General features: G+C 59.1%; 18 protein-coding genes. 11 read left to right on the top strand and 7 right to left on the bottom strand.

Annotated elements, in window-relative coordinates; genetic code table 11:
* Positions 1-84 precede the first annotated feature (84 nt).
* Positions 85-969 (top strand): LysR substrate-binding domain-containing protein, encoded by an 885-nt coding sequence (locus tag Q0J75_RS03860; RefSeq protein ID WP_297196976.1) that lies wholly within the window; start codon positions 85-87, stop codon positions 967-969.
* Positions 970-1,033: 64 nt separating this feature from the next.
* Here Q0J75_RS03860 and Q0J75_RS03855 read toward each other — a convergent pair whose 3' ends face one another.
* Together Q0J75_RS03855 and Q0J75_RS03850 are read right to left on the bottom strand one after the other, a co-directional pair.
* Positions 1,034-1,708, bottom strand: a complete 675-nt coding sequence (locus Q0J75_RS03855) for a YczE/YyaS/YitT family protein (RefSeq protein WP_297196974.1) — start codon at positions 1,706-1,708, stop codon at positions 1,034-1,036.
* Between the two features lie 239 nt (positions 1,709-1,947).
* Positions 1,948-2,610 carry a GntR family transcriptional regulator gene (locus tag Q0J75_RS03850; protein ID WP_297196973.1) on the bottom strand — a complete coding sequence of 221 codons (663 nt, stop codon included), beginning with the start codon at positions 2,608-2,610 and terminating at the stop codon, positions 1,948-1,950.
* A 219-nt stretch (positions 2,611-2,829) separates the two neighbouring features.
* On the opposite strand from Q0J75_RS03850, the gene Q0J75_RS03845 reads away from it, so the two are divergent.
* From Q0J75_RS03845 to buk, 7 genes are all read left to right on the top strand, one after another.
* Positions 2,830-3,552 (top strand): hypothetical protein, encoded by a 723-nt coding sequence (locus Q0J75_RS03845; RefSeq protein WP_297196971.1) that lies wholly within the window; start codon positions 2,830-2,832, stop codon positions 3,550-3,552.
* A gap of 63 nt (positions 3,553-3,615) precedes the next feature.
* The gene (locus Q0J75_RS03840; protein WP_297196968.1) at positions 3,616-3,819 is read left to right on the top strand and encodes a 4Fe-4S dicluster domain-containing protein; all 204 of its coding nucleotides are present in this window, start codon (positions 3,616-3,618) and stop codon (positions 3,817-3,819) included.
* A gap of 15 nt (positions 3,820-3,834) precedes the next feature.
* Positions 3,835-4,917 carry a 3-methyl-2-oxobutanoate dehydrogenase subunit VorB gene (gene vorB / locus Q0J75_RS03835; protein WP_297196966.1) on the top strand — a complete coding sequence of 361 codons (1,083 nt, stop codon included), beginning with the start codon at positions 3,835-3,837 and terminating at the stop codon, positions 4,915-4,917.
* Position 4,918: 1 nt separating this feature from the next.
* Complete coding sequence (locus Q0J75_RS03830; protein WP_297196964.1) at positions 4,919-5,656, top strand: thiamine pyrophosphate-dependent enzyme; 738 nt, start codon at positions 4,919-4,921, stop codon at positions 5,654-5,656.
* A 15-nt stretch (positions 5,657-5,671) separates the two neighbouring features.
* On the top strand, positions 5,672-6,217 hold the full coding sequence (locus Q0J75_RS03825) for a 2-oxoacid:acceptor oxidoreductase family protein (RefSeq protein WP_297196961.1): 546 nt from the start codon (positions 5,672-5,674) through the stop codon (positions 6,215-6,217).
* A 102-nt stretch (positions 6,218-6,319) separates the two neighbouring features.
* Complete coding sequence (locus Q0J75_RS03820; protein ID WP_297196959.1) at positions 6,320-7,231, top strand: phosphate acyltransferase; 912 nt, start codon at positions 6,320-6,322, stop codon at positions 7,229-7,231.
* Positions 7,232-7,244: 13 nt separating this feature from the next.
* Positions 7,245-8,327 carry a butyrate kinase gene (gene buk / locus Q0J75_RS03815; protein ID WP_297196958.1) on the top strand — a complete coding sequence of 361 codons (1,083 nt, stop codon included), beginning with the start codon at positions 7,245-7,247 and terminating at the stop codon, positions 8,325-8,327.
* A gap of 119 nt (positions 8,328-8,446) precedes the next feature.
* Here buk and Q0J75_RS03810 read toward each other — a convergent pair whose 3' ends face one another.
* The 5 genes from Q0J75_RS03810 to Q0J75_RS03790 all read right to left on the bottom strand — a co-directional run bounded on the left by Q0J75_RS03810 (position 8,447) and on the right by Q0J75_RS03790 (position 15,256).
* Entirely contained in the window at positions 8,447-8,746 is a 300-nt protein-coding gene (locus tag Q0J75_RS03810) for an AtuA-related protein (RefSeq protein WP_297196956.1), read from the bottom strand.
* Between the two features lie 27 nt (positions 8,747-8,773).
* Entirely contained in the window at positions 8,774-10,120 is a 1,347-nt protein-coding gene (locus Q0J75_RS03805) for an acyclic terpene utilization AtuA family protein (protein ID WP_297196953.1), read from the bottom strand.
* A 48-nt stretch (positions 10,121-10,168) separates the two neighbouring features.
* Complete coding sequence (locus Q0J75_RS03800; protein WP_297196951.1) at positions 10,169-11,563, bottom strand: CitMHS family transporter; 1,395 nt, start codon at positions 11,561-11,563, stop codon at positions 10,169-10,171.
* A gap of 286 nt (positions 11,564-11,849) precedes the next feature.
* Positions 11,850-13,193, bottom strand: a complete 1,344-nt coding sequence (locus tag Q0J75_RS03795) for a sigma-54 interaction domain-containing protein (RefSeq protein ID WP_297196949.1) — start codon at positions 13,191-13,193, stop codon at positions 11,850-11,852.
* 131 nt (positions 13,194-13,324) lie between these two features.
* Complete coding sequence (locus tag Q0J75_RS03790) at positions 13,325-15,256, bottom strand: bifunctional metallophosphatase/5'-nucleotidase (protein ID WP_297196947.1); 1,932 nt, start codon at positions 15,254-15,256, stop codon at positions 13,325-13,327.
* Between the two features lie 255 nt (positions 15,257-15,511).
* Between Q0J75_RS03790 and infC the strand changes: the two genes are divergently transcribed.
* Genes infC through rplT form a run of 3 tightly spaced genes read left to right on the top strand, consistent with a single transcriptional unit; the run spans position 15,512 to position 16,719 of the window.
* Positions 15,512-16,078 carry a translation initiation factor IF-3 gene (infC, locus tag Q0J75_RS03785; protein WP_297196945.1) on the top strand — a complete coding sequence of 189 codons (567 nt, stop codon included), beginning with the start codon at positions 15,512-15,514 and terminating at the stop codon, positions 16,076-16,078.
* A 39-nt stretch (positions 16,079-16,117) separates the two neighbouring features.
* Positions 16,118-16,321 (top strand): 50S ribosomal protein L35, encoded by a 204-nt coding sequence (gene rpmI, locus Q0J75_RS03780; RefSeq protein WP_087188806.1) that lies wholly within the window; start codon positions 16,118-16,120, stop codon positions 16,319-16,321.
* A 41-nt stretch (positions 16,322-16,362) separates the two neighbouring features.
* A complete protein-coding gene (gene rplT, locus Q0J75_RS03775) occupies positions 16,363-16,719 on the top strand; it encodes a 50S ribosomal protein L20 (RefSeq protein ID WP_297196942.1) in 357 nt (118 codons plus the stop codon).
* Positions 16,720-16,860: the final 141 nt, after the last annotated feature.

The following is a 16,860-nucleotide window of genomic DNA, read 5'->3' as shown; positions in this document are numbered from 1 at the left end:
CGTGGATTGCATAAAATCACCGGTGACAAACCATACCCAAGTTTGATATACTCTATAAATCAATTGGAAACGGGGGAATCTCTGGTGACGCTGAATCAGTTGGAGTGCTTTATGGTACTGGCCCAACGGCTAAACTTTACCCAAGCGGCGGATGATCTGTTTATGGCCCAGCCAGCCCTGAGCCGCCTGGTCTCCGCTCTGGAGAAGGAGCTGGAGGTCCAGCTCTTTTACCGCAACTCCCGCAGTGTGGCGCTGACACCGGCTGGCGCCGCCTTTTTCAAGGAGTGTCCCAAAATCCTGGACGAGTACCGGGGCAGTGTGGTGGCCGCCCGGCTGGCTCAGGAGGGCTATCGGGGCTCTGTGGCTTTGGGCATCATGCGGGACACCTTTGAGCCCAAGCTCTCCGTACTCTTCCAGCGCTTCCGGGCCGCCTATCCCCAGGTCTCCCTGGTGATTCGGGGCTACAGCCATTCCAAGCTGCTGACGGCGCTGGAACGGGGCGAGGTGGACGCCATCCTCAACTACATGCCCGCCCCCACCGGCCTGGAGGCCCCCTCCATCCTGCTGCACAAAAACCATCAGTGCATCATTACCGCCATAGATCACCCCCTGGCCACCCGTGGCAGCATCCAGATGGAAGAGGTACGGAACGAACCCTTTGTGGTCATGGCCCGCACCGCCTCCATCCCCGGTCATGACTTCATCTGGAAAACCGCCGCCGACGCCGGTTTTGCTCCCCAGGTGGTGGCCGAAGCCACCCACGTCCCTGTACTTCTCACTCTGGTGTCTTGCGGCATTGGTATCTCCACCCTCAGCGACGACATGGCCTGTCTCTCTCAGGGCAAGGTGGCTTTCATCCCCCTGCTGGGGGTTCCCTTTGCCAACGTCCGCCTGATGTGGCGGGAAGAAAACGCCAATCCCTGCCTGCCCCACCTGCTGGAAATCGTCCGTGCCATCAGCCAAAATTGACGCAAAAAGGCGTGGCCAGTCTCGATTGAGACTGGCCACGCCTTTTTATATGCACTTTTTTGAATCAGACGCAGGCGCTGGGCACCTTCTTGTCAGACAGCAGCCGCTGGATGGGCTCTCCGATGAGCTTGCCCACTGTGCGGGCGATGAGCCCCACCAGCAGGGCGGAGATCACAGATCCCTCCCGGATGCCGGTGAGGGTGCCGCACAGGACAAAGCCCAAAACAGCGGCCACCACCACCATGGTCACATCCACGCAGATCTTGGTCTTGCCGAAATCGGTGTGCCAGCGCATGGTGATGGCCTTGACGGTACACTCGCCAGGGAGCATCACCACATTGGCCGCCACCTCCATGAACACGCCAAAGCCCAGCACCAGACAGCCGATCAGCAGAGAGAGGATCTGGAGGGGGTAGAATTGGGGATCCACGAAAAAGAAGATGGACATAGACAAGTCAATAAAGGCAGACAGCAGGAAAGAAACCGGAATCTGGAGCCAGAAATGCTTGGGGAAGCGTCTACCCAGCACGATCAGCTGAAGCACAATGAGAAACAGGCTGAAAAAGAGCGTAAACATCCCCAGGGACAGGGCCGGATGCCACAGACTCAGCACATAGGGCGTACTGGAAATGGGGGACGTACCCAAGTTGGCTCGGGTAATCAGCGCGATCCCCATAGAGTTGACAAACAAGCCCACCACGAAAAAGAGATATCTTTTTACCAATTCTGTCTTGCTCACGACAAACCCTCCACAGCATAAAACTATTGTATTTCAAATTATTTGTATACAAATAGTCTAGCATCCCTGTTTCCTCCCGTCAACAGGTCACAATGGACAAAAAACCGCCAGACTGGCTCCGGTTCTGTGGGCAATCTCCTTGCCATCTCCTCAAAAAGAGGCTGGTAAAGCAATTAGATGGAATGTCCAACCGCTCACCAGCCTCTTTTTTGTTCTCTGTGTTTCCAAAATTCTGATTCTTATGACCGGGCAGCCTTTTCCCGCAGCACATACTCCATCAGCACCGGGATCTGCCGGTCGGTATTGGCCTGGAGCAGGGCACACACCCTCTCCCCCTCCCCTGCCTTGGCCGCCTCCAGCATAGCGGCGAAATCCTCGGCGTGGCTCCCCCGCTCTTCCAGGCAGTTGGCGTAGATGTACCGCAGCAAGAGCTGCTGGCCCTGGATGGAGATCATGCTGGCGTCCAGCCGCCGGTTGCCGCAGTGGGCGTAAAACACCCCCACAAAGCGGTTGACCGCCGTCACCTCGCTTTGGACATTTTTGGCCCGCCGGTATTCCTCCAGATGCTTCTCCAGCTCCATCACCATTGCACCCTTGTCCCCGTGCTCCATGGCCAGCCGGATGGCCGCGCAGTGAAGGGTCATGGCCAGCTGCTCAATTTCAATAATGTCATGCCGGTCCAAATCCAGGATATGGGCCCCTACATTATTCTCATAGACCACCAGCCCCTCCTGCTGTAACCGGTTGATGGCCTCCCGGATGGGGGTACAGCTCACCCCCAGCTCCTCCTGAAGCTCACTGACATTGAGCTTGCTGCCCAACGGGCGGCGCAGCATGATAATATCGCCGCGTAGTGCCTCATAAACCTGATCCACCAGGGAACGCTTTTTGATCGCCGCCATAGCCGCGCCTCCTAAGATCTCATTTCTTGCAAGATAGTATACCAGTGCTTTGGCCTGCTGACAAGCCTTACCGGCATTTTCTCCAAATTGTACTGACCTGTTTTGACATTTCTCCCAAACCCGCTGTTCCCCTCTTGCAATTTGCAAAAAGTGTGCTATCCTTAACTCATAAATTTTGCAAGATATAAGATATATCTTGTTTGACAGGAGGCGGCACCCATGGCTGCGCAATATTCCATCCGGGATCTGCTCCCCCTTGACTCCAGCACCAACTTCGTATTTCTGGGCGAGGCGGGGGGCGGAAAAAGCGAAATCGCCCTCAACGTGGCCCAAGCCTTGGCAGAAACCGGGGACAAGCCGGTCCACTTCTTCGATCTGGACATGACCAAGCCCCTGTTCCGCTCCCGGGACCAGCGGTCCATGCTTGAAGACCTTGGCGTGGAGGTCCACTATGAAGAGCAGTTCATGGACGCCCCCACCCTCACCGGCGGCGTGCGGCGGCTGCTCAACGACCAGGGCTGCTACACCGTGCTGGACGTGGGGGGCGACTACATCGGCGCCCGGTCCATCGGCGGATATGCCCCCCTGCTCAACCGGGATGGTACCACCATTTATTATGTCATCAATCCCTTCCGTCCCTGGTCGGCCACCCTGGAGCACATCGACAAGGTGTTGGGTGAGACATTAGGGGTGTCCCATGTGGAGCTGGCCCGGCTGCGGCTCATCGGCAACCCCAACCTGGGACCGGAAACCACCACCGCCGAAGTAGCCATTGGCGCCCAACAGCTGGTGGATATGGTAGGGCCCTATAAGCCGGTGGATTTCCTCACGGTTCGGAAGGAGCTGTGCCTTGGTCTGCCGGATGGCCTGCCCTGCCCAGTACTTCCCATCCGGCTCTATCTGACCTATCCATGGGCCAGTCCGGAGCAGGAGGGCATTTAAACAGGCATTTGCTTGCGCCCCAAAGTTTGCAAGATGCAAGATATATAAAAAGGAGATGTCGGTATGGCAAAGGTCCAAATCGTGGCGGAGCGGTGCAAGAGCTGCGGCTACTGCATCAAGTTCTGCCCCAAGCAGGTATTGGCCATCGGTGACAAGGTCAATTCCAAAGGCTACGAATATGTGGTGCCCGTCCACCCGGACGACTGCATCGGCTGCGCCATCTGCGGCCGGATGTGTCCCGACGGCGCCATTGAGGTTTTCAAGTAAGGGGAGGTAAGGAAAATGGCAAGAGTATTTATGAAGGGCTGCGAGGCCATTGCCGAGGCGGCCGTGCGGGCCGGGTGCCGGTTCTTTGCCGGTTACCCCATCACCCCGCAGAATGAGATTCCCGAGTATTTTTCCCGCCGTCTGCCCGAGGTGGGCGGCGTATTCGTCCAGGGCGAGTCTGAGGTGGCTTCTGTGAACATGGTGTACGGCGCCGCTTCCGCCGGTACCCGGTCCATGACCTCCTCCTCCTCCCCCGGCATCGCCCTGAAGAGCGAGGGCATTTCCTACTGCGCCGCCGCCCGCATCCCCATGGTGTACGCCAACATCTCCCGGGGCGGCCCCGGCGTGGGCTCCATCCAGCCCGCCCAGATGGACTACTTCCAGGCCACCAAGGCCTCCGGCAACGGAGGCTTCCAGATGCTGGTTTTTGCTCCCTCCACCGTTCAGGAGGCCGTGGACATGACCTATAAGGCCTTTGACTACGCCGACCGGGACCGTAACCCCGTCCTCATCCTGGCCGACGGCGTCATCGGTACCATGATGGAGCCCGTTGTCCTGCCTGAGATGAAGAGCGATGAGGAAGTGGCCGCCATCAAGGCCTCCAAGCAGGGCTGGGCCTGTGTCGGCCACCAGCTGGACTATGCCAACCGGTCCTGGATCCAGCCCGGTCAGTGGTCCACCCTCAAAATGCAGGAGGCCAACGAGGACGCCGCCGCCCTGTATGAGTCCTGGAAGAAGGATGTGCAGGTGGAGGAGTACCAGGTGGCCGACGCCGAGATCGTGCTCACCGCCTACGGTATCTCTGCCCGCATCTGCAAGTCCGCCGTGGACCTGCTCCGGGCCCAGGGCATCAAGGCCGGTCTGATCCGGCCCATCACCGTGCACCCCTTCCCCTATGAGTCCTATGACCACATCGACTACAACAAGTGCAAAGCCGTGCTGGATGTGGAGATGTCCATCCCCGCCCAGTTCGTCACCGACGTGGCTGTGGGTGTGAAGGACCGCTGCCCCATTGAGACCTGTCTGTGCTCCGGCGGCAACATTATGAGCCGCGACAAAGTCATTGCCGCGGCCAAGAAGATCATGGAGGGGAAGTAAGATGGAAAAGATCTACGGAAGAACGAAAACCATCCAGGAAGATAAGGTCTCCGGCTTCTGCCCCGGCTGTATGCACTCCACCGTTATCAAGCTCATCGGCGAGGTTCTGGAGGAGATGGACCTGGTGGACAAGGCCGCCTGTGTGCTGGGCATCGGCTGCTGCGGCCTGCACATGGACTACATCGCCTACGACAACACCACCGCCCCCCACGGCCGGGCCTGCGCCGTGGCCACCGGCATGAAGCGCACCAGCCCCGACTCCCTGGTATTCACCTATCAGGGCGACGGCGACTTTGCCTCCATCGGCCTGGCCGAGTCCATTTCCGCTGCCAACCGGGGCGAGAACATCACCGTTATCTTTATCAATAACGGCATTTACGGTATGACCGGCGGTCAGATGGCCCCCACCACCCTGGTGGGCATGAAGGCCACCACCGCCCCCAAGGGCCGGGACCCCAAGGAGCACGGCTATCCCATGCACATGTGCGAGATCCTCAACCAGCTGACCGCTCCTGCCTATCTGGTGCGCACCAGCTGCAACAATCCCGCCAACGTGAACAAGACCAAGCAGGCCATCCACAAGGCCTTCCAGAATCAGCTGGACGGCAAGGGCTTCTCCATGGTGGAGATCGTCACCAGCTGCCCCACCAACTGGGGCCTGGACCCCATGAAGTCCCTGGACTACATCGAAGAGAAGATGCTGCCCGAGTTCCCCCTGGGCGTCATCCGGGATCGGTAAAGGAGGTACGCAACTATGGAAACCAATCTGTGTGTGGCCGGTTTCGGCGGCCAGGGCGTGATGACGCTGGGCAAGTTCCTGGCCGACGCCACCTGCAATTCCACCGATAAGAACGTCACCTTCTTTCCCTCCTACGGCGCCGAGCAGCGGGGCGGAACCGCCAACTGCTTTGTGGTCATCTCCGATGAGGCCATCGGCGCCCCTCTGGGCGATGTGATGGACGACCTGATCGTCATGAACGGCCCCTCTCTGGCTAAGTTCATCGGCACCCTGAAGAGCGGCGGCACTCTGTTCATCAACAGCTCCATCGTCTCCGACGACATCGGCCGGGTCGACGTGAAGCTGGTGAAGGCCCCCGTCACCGAGCTGGCCCTGGAGATGGGCAACGCCAAGGTGCTTAACGTCATCATGCTGGGCGTCTATGTGGGTTATACCGAGGTCATCCAGCCCGATATCGTATGGAACACCATCGAGCACAAGCTGGCCTCCAAGCCCAAGCTGCTTCCCCTGAACAAGCAGGCCTTCGAGAAGGGCCTGGAGCTGGGCCGCGCCCAGAAATAAAGACCTGCCGACGCGGGCGCACGGCCTTCTGTGCGCCCGCGTTCCATAAACAGGGCTTTTCCCCGCCCATTACAGACTCAATCCGGAAAGGAGATCTTCCTTATGGTATTCCACAACTTTGATGAACTCATCGCCCATGTGAAGGGCAAGCCCAACCGGGCCCGCATGGCGGTGGCCGCCGCCGGCGATGAGCACACCCTCCAGGCCGTACTCCGGGCCCGGGCCGAGGGCATCGTCTCCCCCGTTCTGGTGGGCGACAAGGCCATCATTGACCAGGTGCTGGCGGAGCTGGGCGAGAGCGTCCCCGCCGAGGATATCTACGACGAGCCCGATCTGGCCGAGGCCGCCCGCAAGGCGGTGGCTCTGGTGAAGGAGGGCAAGGCCGACTTTTTGATGAAGGGCCGGCTGGACACCGCCGTGCTGCTGAAGGCCGTGGTCAACAAGGAGCACGGCCTGGGCAAGGGGGGCGTCATGAGCCACTTCACCGCCTTTGAGGTGCCCACCTACCATAAGCTGCTGCTGCCCGTGGACGGCGGCATGGTCACCTACCCTACCCTGGAGCAGAAAAAGGCCATTATTGAAAACACTGTAGGCGCTCTGCGGGCCATGGGCTACGACAATCCCAAGGTGGGCGTGCTGGCCTGTGTGGAGAAGCTCAATCCCAAGATGCCTGAGACCGTGGAGGGCGACGCTCTGAAACAGATGAACCAGAAGGGCGAGATCACCGGCTGCGTGGTAGAGGGCCCCATCTCCTATGACTGTGCCGTCAGCAAGGAGATCGCCGACTTCAAGGGCTTTGTCAGCCCCTGCGCCGGGGACTGCGACGTGCTGGTTGCCCCCAACATCCACGCCGGCAACATTATGGGCAAGATGCTGGCTGTCACCTGCGGGGCCAAAATGGCCGGCTTCATTGTGGGCGCTCAGTGCCCCATCGTCATGACCAGCCGGGGCTCCTCCGCCGAGGAGAAATATCTGTCCATTGTCATCTCTGCCGCCGCCGCGCAGAAACAGTAAGGAGGTACCATCTATGGAACGCCTTTTGATCCTCAACCCCGGCTCCACCTCCACCAAGCTGGCCGTCTTTGACGGTGAAGAGCCTCTGTTCGTGGAGTCCATCACCCACTCCGCCGAGGAGCTGGCCCCCTTTGACTGTGTGGCCGACCAGTACGAGTTCCGCCGGGACCTAGTGCTGGACTGCCTGAAGCGCCATGACATCCCCCTGGAGTCCCTCACCGCCATCGTCTCCCGGGGCGGCCTGCTCACCCCCATCGAGGCAGGGGCCTACGAGGTCAACGACGACATGGTGTGGCAGCTGAAGAACAAGCCCCAGAACGAGCACGCCTCCAACGTGGGCGCCATGATTGCCCGCTCCATCAGCCTCCAGCTGAATATCCCCGCCTACATCTACGACGGCGTCACCGTGGACGAGTTGCTGCCCATCAACAAGCTCACCGGCCTGCCCCTGCTCCGCCGCAAGGGCATGGGCCATAACCTGAATACCCGGGCCGCCGCCATGCGCTACGCCCGGGAAAACGGCAAGGCCTATGAGGATATCACCGTCATCGTGGCCCATCTGGGCGGCGGCATCTCGGTCAACCTGCACCACAATGGCAAGGTGGAGGACTTCATCAACGATGAGGAGGGCCCCTTCTCACCCGAGCGGGCCGGCGGCCTGCCCATGTTCGACGTCATCAAGATGTGCTTCACCGGTGAGTACGACTACAAGAGCATGATGAAGCTGGTGAAGAGCAAGGGCGGCCTGCTGGCCCACCTGGGCACCACCGACAGCCGCGAAGTAGAGCAGATGATCCAGAACGGTGACGAGCACGCCAAGCTGGTGTACGACGCCATGATCCTCAACATTGCCAAGAACATCGGCAAGGTGGCCCCCGGCGTGTGCGGCAAGGTGGACGCCATCCTGCTCACCGGCGGCATCGCCTATTCCAAGTATGTGACCAGTGAGATTGAGAAGCGAGTCTCCTTCATCGCCCCCGTTGTGGTCTATGCCGGTGAGGACGAAATGCGCTCTCTGGCGCTGGGCGGCCTGCGGGTCCTCCGGGGCGAAGAGAAAGCCAAAACCTTTGTGAAAAACGAGAACCCCGGCTATTGATTCCTCCGGCTGGAGCATCCCCGCTTACCCGCCGGAACAGGCGCGAAGACCCTGCGGATTTGGTTCCACAGGGCCTTCGCGCTTTTTTGTGTATCTATGTGAGAGAAGAGGGGAAACACTCAGATTTCCATGTCCAGCAGATAGGAGGACAGGCCCTTTCCGTGCATATCCACAGACAGGGAGCGGGTGACGCCGCCGCCCAGGGCGGCATACATCACAAAGTTGAGGGCATGGATGTTGGGCAGTTCATAGCGGACCACCTCGCCCTTGACCATACCTTTAAAATGTTCCTTGACCCGCTCGGGAGTCACCTTTTCCTTAAGCATTTCATAGTCCTTGGGGTCATAGGCAATGAGGGAGATGTTGGAGATGTTGCCCTTGTCGCCGGTGCGGGAGTGGGCGATATCCCAGAGTTTCATAACAGACGCTTCCTTTCTGTCCCAAAATCAGACTTCAAAGATCTCGGCCTCGGGCTTGACGTCGTAGCGGCTCACCAGAATGGAGGCCACAGAGACGATATCCCGGGTGCGCTTCACCGCGCCGCAGCCGCCGGCGGGACCGTTTGTATACAGAGCCTCTACCTCATTGCCGATGAGGTCGGCCTCCGCCTTGGTCTTGGCCCGGCCGGCCACCCGGACCCGCACCTCGCTGGGCTCTTCATGATACTTGTAATCCGGGTTCCAGTACAGGCTGTTGCAGCCAATGAGGTCAAACTTCAGCTCCTCAAACACGTTGGGGGCCACCAGCTCCAGCCGCTCCTTCAGGATATCCAGGGCCAGCTTGCCCCGGGCCACACAGCCTGGGCCGCCGTAGCTGATCTCACCGTCTCCGATGAAGCAGTCCTTGTAGCCGATGGAGCACTTGAAGGTCTCGGTGCGGGGCTTGCCGGTGATGCCCTCCACCTTCACCATGTCCTTGCCGATCTCGGTGAACTTAATCTGCTTGCAGTCGGCCACCACATCGGGGGTCAGGTAGTTCTCAGGGTCATGAATCTCATAGCAGATCTGCTCGGAGCAGGTCTCCACAGTGACCATACCGCCGGCCTCAGGCACCTTGGTGACAAAGAAGGATCCATCCTCAGACACCTCAATGATGGGGAAACCCAGATGGCCCACACCGGGCACATCTTTCTTGCCCGGCTCGGCAAAATAGCCGCCGGTAACCTGGCCGCCGCACTCCAGCAGGTGGCCCATGATGGTCCCCTTGCCCAGCTTGTCCCAGTCGTCCATGGACCAGCCAAATTCGTGGATCATGGGGGCCATAAAGATGGCGGGGTCGGCCACACGGCCGGTGATAACCACATCGGCCCCCATGTCCAGGGCCTTCAGGATACCCTCCACCCCCATGTAGGCGTTGGCCGAGACGATCTCACCCCCCAGCTCCTTCAGCGGCTTGTGGTTTTCCCACACTTCGGTGTCCATGTACTTGTCGATGACGGGCAGCAGATCGTCGCCGGTAACGCAGGCAATCTTCATACCCTTCAGGCCGTGCTTGCGGGCGATCTCCACGCACTTCTGTGCGGCGGCCTGGGGGTTGGCCGAACCCATGTTGGTAATGAGCTTCACCTTGTGCTCCCAACACAGGGGGAGGGCCTTCTCCATGCGGTGCTCCAGCAAGCCGTTATACCCCTTGGTGGGGTCCTTCAGCTTGGCCTGCTGGCCGATGGCGATGGTGCGCTCGGCCAGGCACTCATAGCTGATGTAATCCAGGTTGCCTTTTTTGATGAGCTCCAGGGAGGGCTCCAGGCGGTCACCGGCATAACCGGCTCCGCTGCCAATACGGATGGTTTTCATGGCATAGCTTCCTTTCCAATGATGAAACAGATTAAAAACTGGTCAATCTCAAAGAGCGATACCGCCGATGATGACGGCCACGACCACCATAACGATGGACACCAGCCAGGCCAGCGGAATGGTCTTTTTCTGGTGCTCGCCAAAGTCCACACCGGCCAGGCCCACCAGCAGGAAGGTGGAGGCGGTGAGGGGGGAGATGGGGAAACCTACGGTCATCTGGCCCAAAATAGCAGCCCGGCCCACATCGGCGCCCACCACGCCAAAGCCCTCGGCGGTCTGGGCCAGCACAGGGAGCACGCCATAATAGAAGGAGTCCGGGTCAAAGAGCAGAGAGGCAGGCATACCGATGATACCCACGATCACAGGGAAGAACTTACCCAGAGAGTTGGGGATGATGGACACCAGCGCGCTGGACATTTCGGAAATCATGCCGGTACCCTGCATAATGCCGGTAAAGCAGCCGGCGGCGAAGAGCACAGAGCACATCATCAGCGCCTCCTTGGCGTGGGCGTCCACCCGGGCCTTGGAGTCCTTCACCTTGGGGTAGTTGATGACGGTAGCCAGCACATAGAACACCATGAACACCACAGCGGGGGCAAAGCCGGAGATGAGCAGGGAAACAATGGCGGCAACGATGAGGATAATATTGACCCAGAACAGATGGGGCCGCAGCAGGGCCTTCTGCTCCTCGGTCAGCTCCTGCTCCGTATGGCCCACGGCCTGGAGCGCCACAGAGCCAATGCGCTTTTTCTCCAGGCTGCCCAAAAATGCGGCAATGACCAACACACAAACCATACCAACCAGCACAGCGGGAAGAACCGGCATAAAGAACTCTGTAACGTTGGCCTCCGTCCCCTCCATAGCGGCCAGGGCGGTGTGCGCCCGGATGGTGGGGCCGCCCCAGGGCAGAATGTTCATGGTACCGGCAGACAGCGCCACAATGGTGGCAAGCGTACTCCGCCGCATCCCAAGCGCGTCATACAGAGGCAGCAGAGCAGGCACACAGATCAGGAAGGTGACCGCGCCGGAGCCGTCCAGGTGGACCACCGCGGCCAACACGGCGGTGCCGATACCGATCTTGATGGGATCTGTGCCCACCAGATTCAGGATACCTTTGATGATGGGCCGGAAGGTACCGGCATCGGTGAGGATACCGAAAAACAGGATGGAGAAAATAAACATGACGCCGGTAGCGGCCACAGAGCCAATGCCCTTGGCGCCGGTAATCATACCTCCTAGGGACTTGAAGTTGGCCAGAAAGTCCACCACTCCCTGGGTACCCTCCGGGGCGCCCTCCGGTACGACCGAGATGAAGAAACAGGAAATGATGCCGGTGACCACAGGAACCACGATGAGGGCCACCAGCGGGGATGCCTTCTTGGTCATAATCAGCACCAGCATGACCACGACCGTCAGGAACCCCAGGATTGCTAAGGGTGACATAGACGATACCTCCTCTTATCTTTCCGGCAGCCCCTCTTCCAGCTGCCGCTGCCCAAATTAAGAGCAAGGCCCGTGCCAATTTTATAAAAGTCCGTCAGGATCGGCTCTTTCCCTTGCAATCCGGCGCTTTTTCTCGTTTCCGCTCTGCCGCAACGCCCGCTCTGATTTCTAATATTTTAGAATTCTCCAGTCCTTTCTTCTGGATTTTCGGCCTACAGCCTATGAAACCACAGGATATTCTAAAATATTAGAATCACTTTCCAGTATTTTAGAATTGAAAAATAAACTACCCGTTCAGCTTATTATAAAGGCTGGCCAGAGAGATCCCAAGCTGGGCGGCAGTCCGTTTTTTCCCCTCCAGCGAGGTACCGTTCCGCTCCAGCATATTGAGGATCACCCGTTTTTCAAAGGCCCGGGTGCGCTGGGCCAGGGTCAGGCCCACATCCTCCCGCTGCTGGACCAGATCGCTGGGGAGGGCCTCCCGGTTGATGATACCGGAGGGGGTCAGGTAGGCGGAAAACTCCAGCACATTGCGCAGCTCCCGCACATTGCCCGGCCAGTCGTGGGCTTGCAGGCAGGTCACCGCGTCTTCTGTCAGCGTAAAGGGCCGGCGAAGCTTATGGGAAAAATCCTCCAGAATGGCCTGGGCCAGAGCTGGAATATCCACTGGCCGCTCCCGCAGGGGCGGGATATGGATGGGAAAGGTGTTGAGGCGGTAGTACAGATCCTTGCGGAATTTCCCGGCGGCCACATAGTCAGGCAGATTGGCATTACAGGCGGCAATGACCCGCACATCCACCTCCACCTCCTTGATGCTTCCCACCGGACGGACACAGTGCTCCTGAAGGGCCCTCAGCAGCTTGGCCTGGAGACCCACATCCATCTCGGAGATTTCATCCAGAAAGAGGGTCCCCCCTGCCGCTGCCTCAAACAGTCCCACCTTGCCGCCTCGCTTGGCGCCGGTAAAGGCCCCCTCCGCATAGCCGAAGAGCTCCGATTCCAGCATATTGGCGTTGAAGTTGGAGCAGTTGATGGCCACAAATACCCCCTCGTGCCGGGGGCTGGCGTTGTGGATGGCCTGGGCGTACAGCTCCTTGCCGGTGCCGCTCTCGCTCTCCAGTAAAACGGTGGCGTCGGTGGCGGCCACCCGCTGGGCCAGATCCTTCACCCGGACCACGGCGGGCGATACGGCCACAATATCGTCAAAGGTGTACCGGGCGCCGTTGGCCTTGTTGATGCTGCGCAGCACCTGACGGCTGCGGGCCTCCACCGCCTCCAGTTCCTCCCTGGTCTGATAGGCGTCCTCCAGAAAGGTGACTATCGACAGTCCGCCTACCAGCACACCTTCCTCATAAATGGGATAGAGGTTGACAAAGTAAAAATCCTTGATCTCCTGCCGGGTGATGTGCAAAATGGGCTTGCCCGCCTTCAGCACATCGGGCAGCCGGGCGCCGGGGCGCAGGTCTCGCAGCACCTTTCCCTCCACAGGGCCCAGAGGCTCCCCCAGCTCCTTGCGCAGAAACTCCAGATAGGCGTGGTTGCAGAACACCAGCCGCCCTTCCGTATCAATGATGGTGATTCCCTCCCGCATGGCGTCGAAGGCAGCTTTGGCGTCGGTATTCAGTTCCATAGCAGTCCCCCCTTTTTGTCATGTTGATTATACTCTGTTTGTCAATCGGCCTCAGATAGAACAGAAAGCGCCTGCCCCGGCATGAAACCAGGGCAGGCGCTCCATCTTTTCTTTCTCTATCTCTTGTCAACTTATCCCCGATAGGGACGGTATCCGCTCCTCTTGCCGCCATGTCTGCGGCTTTTCCGGGTAACCAGCCGGTACACAATAAACATGATGAGGGCCAGCACTGCCAGACATACTACCAGAGCGATCCATCCGATCAGGTTGAGGCCCTTCAGCAGATTGACAGGATTCCAGGACAGATCCTCCACCTTGCGGCCCTCCGGCGCGGCATAGCGTCCGTCCACCGTTCCCATGGACTGAAGATAGGTGGCCAAAGCGTACCATTCTTTCAATTCGGAGCCGTTGGGGGTGTAGATGATCTGATCCTCAAAATTGGTCACCTCGTTACCCTGGGCGTCCTTGGGCGTGATGGTGAGGATACCAAAGGACTGGTCGTTCACCGTGCCCAGCATCTGGCCGGTGTAAAGCCCGGTGACCACCCGGTAAAGCTTGTCGTCCTCCAGCGGAACAGTAGTTCCATCGGGCAGCACCTGGGCGCAGTCGTTCACCCGGTTGAGCAGTATCCGGTGGGGGTTCCAGGTCCAGGTCATCCCCGCGCCGTAGATTTGGGCGGCAGGCATCAAACTGGTGACCGAGGCGTCCACTTCAAAGGCATCCTTCAGCTCCCGGCCGGTGATCCACACAGAGATCAGGGGATAGCCCGGTGAGCCGTTGGCCCCCGACCCCAGAGAGGACACGTTGAACACATCGGACGTGGTGATCTCCCCAGCGGAAAAGGACTCCCGGATCACCCCCGCCGCCACCACCGCAAAGTCCACCGGCACATAGTTCTCCCCTTCCGCCTGCTGCACTGCGTACACATAGGAGTCGGCAATCAGATTGCCCAGGGTATCCTCCCGGTGTTCCTTTCCAAACTGGGAGATGGGGGTAAAATCAAAGGTGGACTGAGCCAGCACCTGGTCAAAGGTCAGGCCAAACTGGGAGAGATATTCCTTCTCCACCATGGGCTGGAAGGACTGCGCCAGCCGCTCCATATCGGCGTCGGCGCTTACCGTCTCGTCCACCGGCACCAGCCGGTAATCAAAATCGGTGACGGCGCCTGTGCCGTCCAGTTTCAGCTCCAGCACTCCAAGATTGGTGGTGTACTCCCCACAGGAGACGATCAGGGTATCGTTGACCTGAACGGGCTCCTCCAGGGTGGAATGGGTGTGGCCCGAGATGATGACGTCAATGCCGTCCACCGCCTTGGCCAGCTCGTAGTCCTCGCCCTTTCCGTTCTCCGTGCCGGTATGGGACAGGCAGACGATGAGGGAGGGACCCTCCAGCTGGGCCAGCTCCTCCTCCAGCTCCGCCACCGCCCGCCGGGCGGCGTCGGCCACCGGTTCAAATGCCATACCGGACATGGGCGCGCAGGCGTCGGCGTCCTCTCCCATCAGGCCAAAAATGCCATAGTTGATCCCACCACGGGTGAGGATGATATGATCCTGTACCCCGTAGTCCTCCATGGCCTGCTTCAGCTCCTGGCTCCCCGTCCCATCCAGCACAGTGCCGTTGGACTGCACGATGGCGGGAACCGGGCTGCCGCTGGCCGCCGCCGTCTCCAGCATCTGCGCCAGACCGGCGGCCCGGTAGTCAAATTCATGGTTGCCCAGCGTGGTCACATCATACCCCATGGCTCCCAGAGCCCGCAGTTCAGGGGCCTGGGTGGCATAGATGGTCTGGAACAGGGTGCCCATGGAGAAGTCGCCCCCGTCCACAGTGATGGCGTCGGGGTACTTCACCCGCTCCTGCTTCAGCAGGGTAGCCAGGCGGATATAGCCGCCGTATTCGCCGCCGTCCTCCGAAGGCGCCGGATAGAAGTGGTCATGGGTATCGTGGGTAAATAAAATCACCGCGTCATGGCTCTCCCCCGACGCCCCCCAGGCGGGACAGGCCAGCGCTAGCAAAGCAGCCGCCAAAACCGCCAAAAAAATTCGCTTCAAGCCTTTCTGCACCATAATTCTCCCTCCTCTTCCCCATTCTGCCACAATTTTGCCAAAAAAGAAAGCACAAAGTAGCCTCTCTTTTTTCTCCCATTTGATACTTGACATTGCTTTTTTACTCTGATATACTATTTGGGCACAATAAAGCAGGAAGGTACCCCCGTCCTCACCTCCAGCAGCAAGCAAAGAGGTCAACAAGGTCAGCAGCGCGCCGTGTGTTCGGCGTTGCTGTTCTGTTGTGGCGCGGGTACCGGATCGGTAACCGCGTTTTTGTATGCAGAAGTGAATTGGAGGTGCTTTCGTATCAGCAAACAGGGTCATCAAATCAACGAAGAGATCCGCGACAAGGAGGTCCGGCTTGTCTCCGACAGCGGCGAGCAGCTGGGGATCATGTCCGCCCGTGAGGCGCTGGAGCGTGCCATCGAGCAGAACCTGGACCTGGTGAAGATCTCTCCCAATGCCGTGCCCCCCGTGTGTAAGCTCATGGACTATGGCAAGTACAAGTTCGAGCAGACCAAGCGGGAAAAAGAGGCCCGGAAGAATCAGCATGTCGTAGAGATCAAGGAAGTCCGCATGTCGCCGGGCATCGACGTGAACGATTTTAACGTCAAGCTCCGCAACGCCCAGAAGTTCCTGACCCAGGGGAATCGGGTGAAGGTCACCGTCCGCTTCCGCGGCCGCGAGATGGCCCACACCGATATCGGCAAGGGCCTGCTGCTCAAGTTCGCGGAACAGTGCAGCGAGGTGGCCGCGTTGGATAAGGACCCCAAGCTGGACGGACGGCATATGTCCATGTTCCTCTCTCCCAAGGTCGCCAAGGACAATAAGAAGTCCTGAGGCGGTTTCTGAAATCCAAAGACAAAGGAGTTAACCACCATGCCTAAACTGAAAACTCACTCCGGCGCGAAGAAGAGATTCAGCCTGACCAAGTCCGGCAAGGTCAAGCGCGCCCATGCGTTCAAGTCCCACCTGCTCAACGGCCACGGCAAGGACACCAAGCGTAAGAGAGGCCTCCGCGCCGGCGCTTATGCGGACAAGACCAACGAGCCCGCCATCAAGCGCATGATCCCCTACAAATAAGATAATTCCCACTTTTACCTTAACATAGGAGGCTTTTTACAATGGCTAGAGTTAAAGGCGCGATGATGACGCGCAAGAGAAGAAATAAGATCCTCAAGCTGGCCAAGGGCTACTGGGGCGCCAAGAGCAAGCACTTCAAGATGGCCAACGAGCAGGTCATGAAGTCCCTGACCTACGCCTACACCGGCCGCCGGCTGAAGAAGCGTGACTTCCGCTCCCTGTGGATCACCCGTATCTCCGCCGCCTGCAAGATGAACGGCATGAACTATTCCACCTTCATGAACGGCCTGAAGAAGGCCGGCGTGGCCATCAACCGCAAGATGCTGGCCGAGCTGGCTGTCAACGACAAGGCCGCCTTCACCGCCCTGACCGACATGGCCAAGGCTCAGCTGGCCTGAGTGCCCCGTTTTCCTGCGGGATAGCGAAAATAGCAAGCCTCCGGTTTTCAAGATGAAAACCGGAGGCTTCAGCCTGTCGAAAAAGTCCAGCAAAAGCTGGGCTTTTTCATTTAGATGAGATAAAATAGAGGAGGTGGTGAG

This window comes from uncultured Flavonifractor sp. (assembly GCF_944385615.1).
In the GTDB taxonomy this organism is placed as follows: Bacteria; Bacillota; Clostridia; order Oscillospirales; family Oscillospiraceae; genus Flavonifractor.
Note: the sequence above shows the minus strand (reverse complement) of the source record. Positions and strands in the feature narration are given on the sequence as shown.